General features: G+C 63.2%; 9 protein-coding genes and 2 tRNA genes. 5 read left to right on the top strand and 6 right to left on the bottom strand.

The features are described from left to right. Positions 1-74 precede the first annotated feature (74 nt). Positions 75-1,697: a catalase gene (locus ACEN9G_RS13945; RefSeq protein WP_413336834.1), complete on the top strand. Its 1,623-nt coding sequence runs from the start codon at positions 75-77 to the stop codon at positions 1,695-1,697. Between the two features lie 42 nt (positions 1,698-1,739). Here the strand turns inward: ACEN9G_RS13945 and ACEN9G_RS13940 are convergent, their stop codons facing one another. From ACEN9G_RS13940 to ACEN9G_RS13920, 5 genes are all read right to left on the bottom strand, one after another. Beyond that, a complete protein-coding gene (locus tag ACEN9G_RS13940; RefSeq protein ID WP_036233477.1) occupies positions 1,740-2,636 on the bottom strand; it encodes a recombination-associated protein RdgC in 897 nt (298 codons plus the stop codon). 89 nt (positions 2,637-2,725) lie between these two features. Then, positions 2,726-3,739 (bottom strand): DNA polymerase IV, encoded by a 1,014-nt coding sequence (gene dinB / locus ACEN9G_RS13935; RefSeq protein ID WP_495605556.1) that lies wholly within the window; start codon positions 3,737-3,739, stop codon positions 2,726-2,728. Positions 3,740-3,915: 176 nt separating this feature from the next. Then, on the bottom strand, positions 3,916-5,535 hold the full coding sequence (locus ACEN9G_RS13930) for a S8 family peptidase (protein ID WP_413336832.1): 1,620 nt from the start codon (positions 5,533-5,535) through the stop codon (positions 3,916-3,918). Between the two features lie 138 nt (positions 5,536-5,673). After that, on the bottom strand, positions 5,674-7,509 hold the full coding sequence (locus tag ACEN9G_RS13925; RefSeq protein WP_413336831.1) for a S8 family peptidase: 1,836 nt from the start codon (positions 7,507-7,509) through the stop codon (positions 5,674-5,676). A 561-nt stretch (positions 7,510-8,070) separates the two neighbouring features. Continuing rightward, positions 8,071-10,293 (bottom strand): TonB-dependent receptor, encoded by a 2,223-nt coding sequence (locus tag ACEN9G_RS13920; protein WP_413336830.1) that lies wholly within the window; start codon positions 10,291-10,293, stop codon positions 8,071-8,073. Positions 10,294-10,619: 326 nt separating this feature from the next. On the opposite strand from ACEN9G_RS13920, the gene ACEN9G_RS13915 reads away from it, so the two are divergent. Together ACEN9G_RS13915 and ACEN9G_RS13910 are read left to right on the top strand one after the other, a co-directional pair. Then, positions 10,620-10,695, top strand: a tRNA-Val gene (locus tag ACEN9G_RS13915). 45 nt (positions 10,696-10,740) lie between these two features. Then, positions 10,741-10,817: transfer RNA gene (locus tag ACEN9G_RS13910), tRNA-Asp, on the top strand. Between the two features lie 202 nt (positions 10,818-11,019). On the opposite strand, the gene ACEN9G_RS13905 is transcribed toward ACEN9G_RS13910, so the two are convergent. Further along, positions 11,020-12,174: a GGDEF domain-containing protein gene (locus tag ACEN9G_RS13905; RefSeq protein WP_413336829.1), complete on the bottom strand. Its 1,155-nt coding sequence runs from the start codon at positions 12,172-12,174 to the stop codon at positions 11,020-11,022. Between the two features lie 247 nt (positions 12,175-12,421). Between ACEN9G_RS13905 and ACEN9G_RS13900 the strand changes: the two genes are divergently transcribed. Together ACEN9G_RS13900 and ACEN9G_RS13895 are read left to right on the top strand one after the other, a co-directional pair. Then, positions 12,422-12,904, top strand: a complete 483-nt coding sequence (locus ACEN9G_RS13900) for a cyclic nucleotide-binding domain-containing protein (protein WP_413336828.1) — start codon at positions 12,422-12,424, stop codon at positions 12,902-12,904. Beyond that, a complete protein-coding gene (locus ACEN9G_RS13895; protein WP_413336827.1) occupies positions 12,901-14,037 on the top strand; it encodes an AI-2E family transporter in 1,137 nt (378 codons plus the stop codon). The genes ACEN9G_RS13900 and ACEN9G_RS13895 overlap by 4 nt, the downstream gene beginning before the upstream one ends. Positions 14,038-14,094: the final 57 nt, after the last annotated feature.

Here is a 14,094-nt window from a genome sequence, read left to right as displayed (position 1 = left end):
CCCGGTGTGTCGGGCGCTGCTCGCTTTCGTCAATTCCTATAATGGTTTTCCAACAAACCTGAAGGAGCCATGCGATGAGCGAGCAGCGCCCCACCCTGACCACGCGCCAGGGGCATCCCGTCCGCGACAACCAGGCCATGCGTTCCGTCGGCGAACGCGGTCCGGCCACCCTCGAGAATTACCAGTTCATCGAAAAGATCACCCACTTCGACCGCGAACGGATCCCCGAGCGCGTGGTGCATGCGCGCGGCACGGGCGCGCACGGTTATTTCGAGGCCTACGGCAAGATCGGCAACGAACCCGCCAGCAAGTACACGCGTGCCCGCGTCCTCAACGAGACCGGCGTGCAGACGCCCGTGTTCGTGCGCTTCTCGACCGTGATCGGTGGCAAGGAATCGCCGGAGACGGCACGCGATCCGCGCGGCTTCGCCGTCAAGCTCAAGACGGTCGACGGCAATTGGGACCTCGTGGGCAATAACCTGAAAGTCTTCTTCATCCGCGATGCGATCAAGTTCCCGGACATGATCCACGCCTTCAAGCCCGACCCCGTCACGAACCAGCAGGAGCCGTGGCGCTTCTACGATTTCATCTGCAGCCATCCGGAAGCGCTGCACATGGTTACGTGGGTCAAGAGCCCGTGGGGCATTCCCGCCAACTACCGCGAGATGGAAGGCTCGGGCGTCAACACGTACAAGCTCGTGAACGACCAGGGCATCGCCCACCTCGTCAAATTCCACTGGCAGCCGAAACAGGGCGTGCGCAACCTGACGAGCCAGCAGGCCGCCGAGATCCAGGCGCACGACACGAGCCACGCCACGCGCGACCTGTACGACGCGATCGCGCGCGGCGAGTTTCCGGAGTGGGAATTCTGCGTGCAGATCATGAGCGACGGCGAGCATCCGGAACTGGAATTCGACCCGTTGGACGACACGAAACGCTGGCCGGAAGACCGCTTCCCGCTGCTGCCCGTGGGTCGCATGGTGCTCAACAAGAACCCGGACAATGTCTTTGCCGAAACCGAGCAATCGGCCTTCGGCACGGGCGTGCTCGTCGACGGTATCGACTTTTCGGACGACAAGATGCTGCAGGGCCGCACCCTGTCCTACTCGGACACGCAGCGCTACCGCGTCGGGCCCAACTACCTGCAACTACCGATCAATGCGCCGCAAGAAAAAGCGATCGCGCGCACGAACCAGCGCGACGGCCAGATGACTTTCCATGTCGACGGCGGCGGCGAAGAAAAGCACATCAATTACGAACCGAGCCTGCTGGGCGGCCTGGGCGAGGCACCGCAGCCCGAGAAGGATTACCACCAGCACGTCGAAGGCCACCTGGGCCGCTACCAGACGAGCCGCACCGCCGACGACTACAAGCAGGCCGGCGACCGCTACCGCACGTTCGCGGATTGGGAACGGGACGACCTCGTCAACAATGTCGGCAACGACCTCAAGAAATGTCCGGAAGTGATCCAGCTGCGCATGGTATGGCACCTGTGGCATTGCGACGAGGATTACGGACGTCGCGTGGCCGACATCGCTGGCATCGACGTGGAAAAGGCGAAAGCCTTGCAGCCGCTGCCGGGCAAGCCGGCGCCGGGCGAGAATCGCCCGGGCTCGACCTATTCGGGCGGCCAGCCGGAAAGCGGCGTCGGCAAGAAAGAACCGGCCACGACGGAAGAAGTGGCGTCGGCGAAATAAAGACAAACGGCCCGGGGATGAAAAAATCCGGGCCGTTTTTCGTTACGCCTTGGCTTCGCCGCCCAGTGCCTCGACCAGGTCGGTCAGCATCTTGGCCAGCTCGCCGGTCATCAGCATGATGTCGTTATCAAAACGCTCGTCGTCGCTGTAGGTGATCGTTTCGTTTTCCTTGATCACGTCCAGCGGCTTGATGCCCTTGACGGCCAGCTGCTCGGTCAGCACGAACGAGATGCGGCTGTTCCACGTCATGGCCAGGCGCGTGCACTGCTTGCCGTTGGCGATGTGGCGGCGGATGTCTTCCGGATCCAGCGAGTGCTTCACGTAGCGGACGGCGGCCTTGCTCTCGCCGGTGGCGCGCAGTTCCGTGTCCTGGTCGATCGTGAAGTTGTACGGCGCTTCGTCCGATTCCAGCCAGCCCGTCATCACGGCGACCGGCGACTTTTGCACGCGCAGCGATTCCAGCGGCAGCTTGTCGACGGCCTTCAGCAGCAGCTTGATGACGTCGTCGGCCTTGCTCGGGCTGGCGGCGTCGACGACGAGCCAGCCGTTGACCGGATCGATCCACGTCCACACGTTGCCGCGGATCGAGAACGCGCGCGGCAGCAGCTCGTCGGCCACGCGTTCCTTGAGTTCTTTCATCGCCTTCTTGCCCGGCGGGAAGCCCTGCTGCTCTTCCAGCTCGGCGGCCTTGGCCTTGGCGACCTGGTTGATGACCGAGCTCGGCAGCAATTTCTTTTCCGTGCCCAGCATCATCAGCATCTGCTTGTTGACGACGTGAACGAGCTTGCCGTTGCCGCGTGGCGAATCCCAGCCCTGGCGCAGCAATTCGTTGCTGCTGGCGGGCGTGAACGCCTGCGACTGCAGGGCCTCTTCCATCTGTTCAGGGGAGAAATTCCACGGTGCGGGCAGGCGGTAGATCTGAAGATTCTTGAACCACATAACGTTGCTTCCAGTTATCTCGATATTTCAAAGGAACGACATTCTACACGCTGACTGGCGGCAAAATTCACGTCGTCGACAAGGGATTTTTATTGTGTTGCACGTTCGTCAAACAAGCTCAGCTGCTCGACCGTTTCCGTATCGCTCAGGCGCACGCCGACGCCCAGCAGCCGCACGGGACGGCTCGCCCGCAGCCAGCCCGTCTCCATCAGGTGACGGAACGTCGTCATGTTCGGCGCGTAGCCCACGCACTCGACGGTCGTACGCTGGAAGTCGGCAAATTTGATCTTCACGAACAATTTATTGATGAATTTTTCAGCATTGTTGCGCTTGATGCGGCCGAGCAGATGCTCGTACAGGTCCGGCAACAACGCGAGGCAGCCATCCAGGTCGGGGACGTCCGGCGTGTACGTCTCCTCCGTGCTGATCGACTTGCGCTCGCGCACGGGATTCACGTCGCGGTAGTCGATACCGCGGCACAAATCGTACAGCCGCGCGCCGAACGAGCCGAAGTGTTGCTGCAGCTTGTCCATATTCCAGTCGCGCAGGTCGCCGCACGTCTGCGCGCCGAGGCGATGCAGCTTCGCGGCCGTCACCTTCCCTACTCCGAACAATTTCTTCACAGGCAGCACGGCGACGAACGCGTCGACCTCATCCGGCCGCACGAGGAACAGTCCATCGGGCTTGTTCCAGTCGCTGGCGATCTTGGCGACGAACTTGTTCGGCGCCACGCCGGCCGACGCCGTGATGCCGACCGTTTCATGAATGCGGCGGCGAATCTCTTGCGCGATCAAGGTCGCGCTGCCCTTGCAATGCGGCGAGTTCGTCACGTCGAGATAGGCTTCATCCAGCGACAGCGGCTCCACGAGGTCCGTGTAGTCGCGGTAAATGTCCATGATCTGGCGCGACGCGACCCGGTACTTTTCCATGTTCGGTGGAATCAGGATCAGGTCCGGGCACAGCTTGACCGCCTGCGCGGTGGCCATCGCCGAATGGATGCCGAAGCGGCGCGCCTCGTAGTTGCACGTGGCGACCACGCCGCGCTGCTCGGCCCGCCCGCCGACGGCCAGCGGCCGCCCGCGCAGGGACGGGTCGTCGCGCATCTCGACGGATGCGTAAAAACAATCGCAATCGCAGTGGATGATCTTGCGGACGGGGGCGTTCACGGTGGCGGTCGCCCGCGCCGAGCGACTACTGTAATTGCATACAGTATCGCTGGGAATTAGGAATAGTGCAAGGGGGAACGCCGCCGCGGGGATGCGGCGGCGGTAGAGAGGACTTACTTGGTGACGCTGGAGTAACTGCACGACTTGGCGACGCGATAGGCCGGATCGCCGAACACCGAGTTCGAGCATTTCACGGAGCCGGTGAAGGTCTTCGTCACATAGCTCGTGGCGGTGCCGTAGCGCACGTCGCGCGTGCCGGTGAACGAGCAGGTACCGTTCTCGGCGGCGCAATACGTCCAGGTCGGGGTCGTCGTCGTCGTGGTCGTCGAGCCCAGCGCCGCGTTCACGGCGGCGGCCGCGTTGACGATGCCGGCGCCGCAGCCCGAGCACGCGGCCGGGAAGGCGCGCGCCGTCGACTTCAGCTTGGCGGCCACGTCATCCGGCGTCAGGTTCGGATTCGCCGACAGCATCAGCGCGACGACGCCGGCCACGTGCGGCGTCGCCATCGACGTGCCCATGTACCAGGCGTAATTGTCCGATGCCGGCGTCGTCGTGCCCGCGTTCAAGGTCGACAGGATGCCGGCGCCGTTGTCGCCGCCCGGTGCCGCAATGGTGACGTTGGTGCCGTAGTTCGAATACGACGCCTTGCCGCCCGCACGGTTCGTCGCCGCGACGGTGATCACGCCCGCGCAGTTGGCCGGGTTCGAATTGATCGCATTCGTGTTCGAGTTGCCGGCCGCGACGACGACCACGGCGCCGCGCGAGCGGGCGCTGTTGATCGCATTCTGCGTCGTGGTGTCGCAGGCGCCGGTGCCGCCCAGCGACAGGTTCAGCACGCGCGCCTTGTTCGCATTGGCGGGCACGCCGGTCACGGTGCCGCCCGACGCCCAGACGATGGCGTCGGCGATGTCGGACGTGTAGCCGCCGCAACGGCCCAGCACGCGCGCCGGGACGATCCTGGCGTTGTACGCGATGCCGGCGATGCCGAGGCCGTTGTTGGTCTTCGCGGCGATCGTGCCGGCCACGTGCGTGCCGTGCCAGCTCGAGTTCTGGTCCGCGACGGGGATCCCCGTGCCGCAGCTGCCGGCCGGGGCCCAGTCGCCCGGGTCGCTGGCGTCGGTGTCGCGGCCGCCGCCGTCGTTGGCGATCGTGGTCGTCGAGATGAAGTCATGGCCCTGCAGGATCTGCCCCGACAGGTCGGCGTGCGGACGATAGCCCGTGTCGATCACGGCCACGTTGATGCCGGCGCCGGTCGACTTGTCCCAGGCGGCGGGCGCGTTGATGCCGCCGGTGGCTTCGTACAGGTCCCACTGCTGGGTATAGCTGGGGTCGGTCGGGGTGGCCAGCGGGACCATGATGCGGTCCGGCTCAGCGTACTCGACGTTGGCGTCGCGCGACTTCAGTTCGGCGGCCAGCTGGCGCGCCTCGTCGAGCGACATCGTGCGGTTGAGTTGCAGCACGTTCGCGCCGTTCGCCGTCGCGCGCAGCGCGCGCATCGTGGCGCCATAGGTCTGGCCGGCGCGGTCGATCAGCGCCTGGCGTGCGCGGTCGATGCCGCGTGCGGCCACGCCGGTCTTCGACGTGTCGCTGTCGCCCTTGTACTTGACGATGATGCGGTCGGTCTGGACGACGGCGTGATTGGTCTGCGCCACGGCCGGGCCGGCGAAACCGGCGGCAACGAAGGCCGCTGCACAAATTTTCAACAAAGAAGAGATCTTGTGGCGCTGCGTCATGCTGCATCCTTTTCAGTAAACCGAACTGTGCAGCGTAACGAAAAACGGCCCACATGGGGCCGTTTTTCGGGTTTTTTACAACAGGAAAGTTTCGTTAAGTAATTGAATTTTAACGGTTATGAGTCCAGTTATAACGCATTACCAGGTGAGCTTGAGCGTGTACTTGCCGCTGGTCGAACCGGTGCCGCCGCTGTAGTAGACGACGCGTACATAACGGGTCACCGTGGTCGAGCCCGTGTTGGACGACGTGGCGGTATCCGCGCTGCCCGTGCCATTCTCGCTGCGCGCCAGCAAGGTGCCCGCGCTGTTGTAGATGTACAGGTCGTAGTCCGAGCTCGAATTCGGCGTCATCGTCGCGCTCAGGGTTTTACCGGCCGGCAGCTGGACGGAGAAATAATCCGTGTCCGTCGAGCTGCCCATCGCGGCATTGACCGTCGTGCCGGACGTCGTCACGCCGTTGGCCGTGCCGAGCGTGTTGTTCGACTCCGTTTCCGAAATCGTCGTGCCCGTACCGCCACCCGTGCCGGCCGCCGCGTCCACCGCGGCCGAGGCGTCCACGATACCGGTGCCGCAGCCCGAGCAGCTGGCCGGGAACGGACGCGTGCTCGACTTCAGGCGCGACTCGACCTCGTCCGGCGTCAGGTTCGGGTTCTTGGCCAGCATCAGCGCGACGACACCGGCCACGTGCGGCGTCGCCATCGACGTCCCCATATAGCCCGCGTAACTGTCGGCGCCCGGCGACTTGGTGCCGGCGTTCAGCGTGGACAGGATGGCCGCGCCGCTGTCGCCGCCCGGTGCCGCGACGTCGACCACGGTGCCGTAGTTCGAGTAGGAGGCACGGCCGCCGGAGCGGTTCGTTGCCGCCACCGTGATCACGCCCGCGCAGTTGGCCGGGTTGCTGTTGCTCGCGTTCTGGGACTCGTTGCCGGCCGCCACGACGATCACGGTGCCGCGCGAACGGGCGCTGTTGATCGCGTTCTGCGTCGTCGTGTCGCACGCGCCGCCGCCGCCCAGCGACATATTGATCACCTGGGCGCGCGCCGCGATGGCCGGCACACCGGACACGGTGCCGCCCGATGCCCAGATGATGCCGTCGGCAATGTCGGACGTGTAGCCGCCGCACTTGCCGAGCACGCGCACGGGCACGACCTTGGCGCCGTATGCGACGCCGGCGACGCCCGTGCTGTTGTTCGTCGCCGCGGCGATGGTGCCGGCCACGTGGGTGCCGTGCCAGCTCGAGTTCGACGCCGGTTCGCCGGCCCCGCACTCGCCTGCCGCGGTCCAGTCGCCCGGATCGCTGGCGTCGCTGTCGCGGCCGTTGCCGTCGTTCGCGATAGCGGTATCGGAAATGAAGTCATAGCCGGCCAGGATCTGGCCCGACAGGTCGGCGTGCGGGCGGTAGCCGGTGTCGATCACGGCCACGCGGATGCCGGTCCCGATCGACTTGTCCCAGGCGGCCGGCGCGTTCAGGCCGCCGGTCGCTTCGAAGAAATCCCACTGCTGGCTGTACATCGAGTCGTTCGGCGTGAACAGCGGATGCATCATGCGGTCCGGCTCGGCGTACTCGACGGAAGGATCGCGCGACTTCAGCTCTGCCGCCAGCTTGGCGGCATCGGCCAGCGACACCTTGCGGTCCAGCCTGAAGACGCGGGCACCGGTGGCGATCGAATGCGACGCCTTCACCAGCATGCCGAACTGCTGGCCGGCGCGGTCGACCACGGCCTTGCGCGAGGCGGACAGCGGCATTGCACGTGCGACCGATACCTGCCCGCCCTTGGAGACGACCGGTGCGCTCTCGTCCTTGTACTTGACGATGATGCGGTCGGTCTGGTCCGAGACGGCCACACGCTGCGCGGCGTGTGTGGCCGGCACGTCCGCGGGCACCCCCGCGCCCGCAACGCCGGCGCCGAGACCAAGGACGGCCGCGGCGCACAGTTTCAACACTGCCGGAGACTTCGATTGCTGAGACTTCATGTTTATTCCTTTTAGAAAAACACAAAAGTTGATTTTCCGCAGGCGTGATTGCCTGAGATCTTTTGTCTCGACGCTTTTTTAGCGTCGATTTCCCGTCTGAAAAGCGGGAGTGCCAGATTAGCGCGAAAGAAATGAACGTGTAGAAATTTCACAATTGGATTCGATGTCTATACAACACTTTCACCGATTGATAGCGCTAAAACCTAGATTCTTCGGAAAACTGTGAACTCAGCAGAAGAACATATCGCCTTGGCAAGACCAATTAATTAACAATGTTCCGTGACTGTCAGGCGTTGCTCACATATGCACATCCTCAACATTGAGATATCTCAATCGTCACCAACGAAGAAATTCGGCGTCAGAGCACTTTTTGGTGCACGAGCTTTAAAGCAATTCGCGATCGGGACGCCGCCTGCCTCTCCAAAGCGATACACCGACGGCGCCTGCGGACTTGAACGATTCGGGATGCGCAAGAAAATTGATCCGAAATGTGCTCTGACCCCGAATTAAAAAAAAGGCCGCGATCGCTCGCGGCCTTTCTGTCTGACGACTTGGTAAAACTTAGAAATTGCCTTTGAACTGGACACCGTAGGTGCGCGGTTCGTTGGTGAAGCCCGTCAGGTTGTTGAAGTCGATGGCACCCGAGATGCGGCGCTGGTCGAGGATGTTGCGGCCAAAGGCGGCCACTTCATACTTGCCGTCGGCCCAGATGTAGCCCAGGCGCAGACCGCCTTCCGTCAGCGGCTTGCCCGTGAACTCTTTCGCTTCGTACAGGAAGAAATTGATCTTCGAACGGTACGACCAGTCGGTGTAGACGTAGAACTCGCCATTGGCGACCGGCATGCTGTAGCGGGCGTTCAGGTTGACGATCCACTTCGGTGCCTGCGGCAGCGGGTTGCCATCGATGAGGACGTTGCCGGCGGCGTTCAGCGGATCGGTGATCGTGCAGGCTGCGCACTTCGTCAGCGACAGGCTCGCGTCGCGGATTTCCGTGAAGTTGTACGACGCGCTGGCGCCGACGCGCAGGTCCGGCGTCACGAGGCCTTCCAGGTCGAACTCGGCGCCGCGGCCAGCCGTCTTCTTCGCGTTGATCAGCTTGGTGACGTTGGTGTTGCCGCCGACCACGGTCAGCTGCTGGTTCTTGATCTCGTAGTCGTACAGCGAGAACGCGACGCGGGCACGGCGTTCGAACAGGTCGGCCTTGATGCCGCCTTCGTACGACGTGATGGTCTCGGCGTCGGCGACGGTGATGCCCACCGGTGCGAAGGTCGAGGCCGGCGCGATGCTCGGGGCGCGGAAGCCGGTCGCGACGCGCGCGTACAGGTTCACGTCACGATTCAGCTTGTACGTGCTCGACAGGTCCCAGCTGATCTTGTCCTTGCTTTCGCCGACACTGTCCGGGCCCACCGGCGTGAAGCCGATCGCGGTGACGGTGCGGAAGTCCTTCTTGTCGTCCGTGTAACGGATACCGCCGCGCACCGACAGGGCGTCGTTGATGTTGTATGTCACGGAACCGAACGCGGCCCAGGCCTTGTTATTCTGCTCGCTGGCCTGGCGCGAGGTGCGGGCACCCGTGGCGCTGTTGTAGCCGTCGCTGCCGCCCGTCACGTCTTCCTTGAAGTAGTACACGCCGGCCTGCCAGTTCAGCGGGCCCGTGCTCTTCGACTCGACGCGGAATTCCTGCGAATACTGCTTCAGGTCGTCGATGAAACCGCCCGTCTCGGACTGGAACGGAATGAAGCCCGGACCTTGCGGCGTGCCGCCGTCGATGTCGCCGCGGCTGTAGTAGCTGCCGACCGACTCGTAACCAGTGATCGAGTGGAAGATGACCGGACCCAGGTCCCACGTGATGCGGGCATTGGCGCCGTTCGTCTTGAGGCTCTGGAAGTTCTGGGCGTTCGTCACGATGCTGTCGAGATCGTAGCCGTCGGCGATATCGTTCGTGCCCTTCTTGATCAGGTTCGCGCGGAATAGACGGGCGCTGCCGTTGGTCGTGCGCTGGTGCACGTTGAACAGGGCGCTGAACGTGGTGTCCGGCTTGTACAGGAACTGCACGCGTTCGGCGTGTTCGTTGTAGCCGTCCAGTTCGCCGGTCTTGTTCGTCTTGGCGACGTCGCTATAGTTGTCGACGAAGTCGTCGCGGTGCTGGCGCAGGGTCGACACGCGCATCGCCCACTTGTCCGACAGCGGCACGTTGATCGCGCCTTCGACGTTGGCGGTGCCGTGGGTGCCGTACGACAGGTTGTAGTAACCCTCGGTCTTCTTGAGGTTCGGCTTCTCGGATTCGAATTTCACGACGCCTGCCGGGGTGTTGCGGCCGAACAGCGTGCCCTGCGGGCCGCGCAGCACTTCCACGCCGGCCAGGTCGAAGATCGGGTAGCCCTTCAGGATCGGGTTTTCCTGGACGATGTCGTCATAGATCAGCGACACCGGCTGCGATGCGAAGGTCGAGAAATCCGTGTTGCCGTAGCCACGGATATAGAAACGCGGGAACGTGCGGCCGTTCGAGGACTCAACGTTCAGGCTGGGAGTCTTGCCAGCCAGCAGGCGGATGTCTGCGCCGCCGGACACGAGCACGTCCAGCTTCTCGCCCTTGATGGCGGTGACGGACACCGGGACTTCCTTGATGTTTTCGGTACGGCGTTGTGCGGTCACGGTCACCGTCTGCAGTTCGGTCGCCTGCGCAGTCTGGGCCAGGGCCGCGCCGCCGGGTACGGCTGCGAGCGCCAGCATTGCGCCATGCGCGGCGATGACGCGCTTGTGCATCTTGGACATCTTGATCATTGAGTTTTTCCTAGCTGGGAAGAGTGAAAAAAACTGCCGCGTTGTCTCCGCCGTTCTCTCCTGCCTCGGCAAACTCGCACCTGATTGTTGATGTCTAAATATTGCCGGCATGTAAACTGGCAATTGTCGATTATGTGTATATCCTTATGCAAGGAATACGAATCGGCTTACACATCCATACAACAGTTTGTTGTATATGAGAACGTGGTGTGTCACATCCCTGTTCACTTTTTTCCGAAAACCCCTTGCAGGTTTTCGAAGGGATACGCTATGATTCGGGCCTCTTCGGACGTGATGACAAACGTCGGCAAGAAAAACCCTGAAACGGGCGCTTAGCTCAGTTGGTAGAGCGGATCCCTTACAAGGATTAGGTCGGGAGTTCGAGCCTCTCAGCGCCCACCAGTCAGTTTCAGAAGTCTTGCAAGTGAAGCACCGATCAGAGTAAACGGAGCGGTAGTTCAGTTGGTTAGAATACCGGCCTGTCACGCCGGGGGTCGCGGGTTCGAGCCCCGTCCGCTCCGCCAGCATCAAGAAAAAAGGTCCGATTCGTCGGGCCTTTTTTCGTTCTATCAGAGTGCCTCCCCTGCGGGAGGCACGGTTTGAGGCTCGAAGGGTTTCGCTTGCAAGCGAAACCGCGGCCCGCGGAACGTGGGCGAGCCCCGTCCGCTCCGCCAGCATCAAGAAAAAAGGTCCGATTCGTCGGACCTTTTTTCGTTCCATCTTCGCTTAAGCCCGCCTCAGCCGCGGCGCGCCGATCTCGACGCGGTTGCGGCCACCCGTCTTGGCCGCGTACAGGGCGTGGTCGGCACGCGCCAGGGCGGCCGTCAATTCCTCGTTCGGATCGATCATCACGAGGCCGATGCTGACCGTCATCCGATAGGACGCGGCGCAGGTGAGCGCAGGTGCTTCGGCGACGGCGATGCGCAGGCGCTCGGCCGCATACTGCGCGCCCGCCAGCGACGTACCGGGCATCGCCAGCGCGAACTCTTCCCCACCCAGCCGGCCGATCACGTCGTTCTCGCGCAAGGTGGCGCGCGCCGTGTCCGCAAACAACCGCAGGGCCTCGTCGCCGCAGGCATGGCCGAAGCCGTCGTTGAGCTGCTTAAAATGATCAAGGTCGAGCATCATCAACGCGATCGGCTTGCGCAGGCGAACCGCCGTCTGCAGGGCGCTCTCGGCTCGCTCGAAGAAGGCGCGGCGGTTCAGCATGTCCGTCAGGCCGTCGATCGTGGCCAGGCGCTGCATGCGCTTGTCGTCCTTCAGCTTGCACAGCAACAGGAAACCGAACCCGTTGACGATCATCAGCAGATAGCTGGCGAGGTACGCGAAGCCATACACCGGATTCGCATTGAACGGGCCCACGCCGCCATTGGCCACCGCCATCCAGATCCAGATCGCGATGGCGAACAGGGCATCGTTGACGCCGATGATCCGCTGCAGCAAAGGCGCATCGGCCTGCGGACGCAGCAGGATCGCGGCGGCGCCGGAGGCGAACAGGGCAACGATCACGGCCACCACCTGCGTCATCTGCTCGCGCGACGCCTGCACCAGCGCCGCGGCCGCGACGATGATCAATGCCGCAACGGCCGCGGGCGCAAGAATGCGGCGCCAGTTGCGGAAGCCGAAGAACACGCAGTACGACGCCAGTTCCAGCGCGACGCCGCCTACCCAGCCGAACGCGGCCAGTTCCTCCACGATGGGCAACCCGACATGCGGCGCCACCCAGCAGCAGATCTGTGCCAGCCCGGACGACAGCCGCGCCCACATCCAGGTGCGCAGGCCCGGATTGGGCGCCGCACCGCGCATGTAACCCGCCATCAGCAACGCAAACGCCGTGTTGCCGACGCCAAGCGCCAGCATGAAGGTCTGGATATCGATCACTCGATTCCTCCTGGCAGGAAGTGGTGAGATGATGCCATGAATGTAATTAATATTTCCCAAAGGAACTATATTACACGTTTCTCAAGCAGGTGCACGCACGATTTGCACCAATGGTTGGGCGGTATGCACAGCGGCTGGAGGGTGTTGTGTCGCGTCCAATCAACTGATCATTCGTTGCTGCGCAAGCACAAATGAATCGTTCATAATTGACAAAGCAGCCACTCGGCTGCATCGTCCTGGAGCATTCGTGATCTTTGGTTTCCTGAAATCGTCCACGCTGTCCCCCCGCCAGCTTCGGCTGCAGAACACGTCGCTGTTCCGTTCCCTCAAACCGTTGGAAATCAAGTTTGTCGACGGCCTCATGCATGAGCGCCGCTACCTGCCGGACGAGATCGTGTTCGACGAAGGCGAGGAAGGGCAGGCGCTGTATCTCGTGATGAGCGGCCGCGTGCAGATCAGCCGCAGCCACAGCCGGGGCCGCCAGATCGTGGGCGAAATGAGCGCCGGCAGTTTCTTCGGCGACCTCGCCCTGCTGGACAATTCCCCGCGCAGCGCCCAGGTCCGCGCCCTCGACACGTGCGAACTGGCCGTCTTCTTCCGCGACGACTTTCTCGCCTTGATGGAAACGGATGCCGTGATCGGCTACAAGATCTCGCTCGCCCTGGCCCGCCACATCGGCCAGCGGCTGCGCGGCTGGCTCGACGGCAACGCCCAGGTGGAGGCGCTGTGATCCACGGTGCCCTCCGCGACGAGCGCAGCGGTCCCTTCGTCTGGACCGGCATCATCGGCGTGACGTGTTTGCTGCTGGTGCTGCTCGAGCACATGCTGTGGCTGGTGCTGCCCTTCATCCTCGGCACCGTCATGTACTACATCCTGCTGGGCCCGATGCAACGCCTGCTGCGCGCCGGTTTTACACGCAACGTCTCCGCGACGCTCGTGTGCATCGTGTTCTACGGCGCCAGCGTCCTGCTGGTGATGGCGGCGATGACCTGGACCGGCACGCCCGGCGATACGGACAGCTGGCACGAGACGGGCGCCCTGTACCTGGACGGCGGCGTAGCCTTCGTGCGCAACACGATGACGCTGCTGGAAGCGAAGTTCCCGATCCTGGCCGAGATGCATTTGACGTCGATCATGAACAAGCGCTTCAAGGCCTACACGGACAATTTCGCGCAGCGCCACCTGACGACCATCCTGCTGGGCGCCGCAGGCTGGCTGCCGTCGCTGCTGCTGGCCCCGTTCCTCGCCTTCTTCTTCCTGCGCGACGGCCTGCGCTTCAAAAAATTCCTCGCCCGCGCCGTGCCGAACGCCTATTTCGAACGGACGCTGTTCCTGCTGCACCAGGTCGACCAGACCGCGCGCCGCTACTTCGAGGGTTTATTGAAGCTGACCGTGCTGGACACCATCGTGCTCGGCTTTGGCCTGTGGGTGATCGGCGTCTCGTCGCCGCTGCTGCTGGGTTTTATTTCCGCGCTGCTGGCGTGGGTGCCGTTCGTCGGCTCGGTCGTGGGCTGCATGATGGTCGTGGTCGTCGCAGCCACCGACGCGCCGAACAATCCGCTGATCGCGTATGGCGCGATCGTCGTCTTCATTCTCGCGCGCCTGCTGGACGATTTCGTCTTCATGCCGCTGACCCTGGGGCGCAGCCTGCATATTCACCCGCTGGTGACGGTGCTGATGATCTTCATCGGCGGGGCACTGTCCGGCGTGGCCGGGTTGATGCTCGTGCTGCCGCTGCTGGGGGTCGTGATGGTCGTTGGAGAGACCATGGGGCGGCTCATGACCAATCCGAGGCTGAGGGCGAGGCATCGGTATGCGCGCAGGTTGAGGGACAAGCAGGCCAGCGCGGATTTGAGTGTTTGAAACCGGGGTCAGAGCCCGAATATTGGCAATAGCTTTTGAGCTTATGCCAAAAAACGG

Source organism: Massilia sp. Masssp94 (assembly GCF_059491305.1).
The sequence above is the reverse complement of the archived record's forward strand: the minus strand, read 5'-3'. Positions and strand labels throughout refer to the sequence as shown.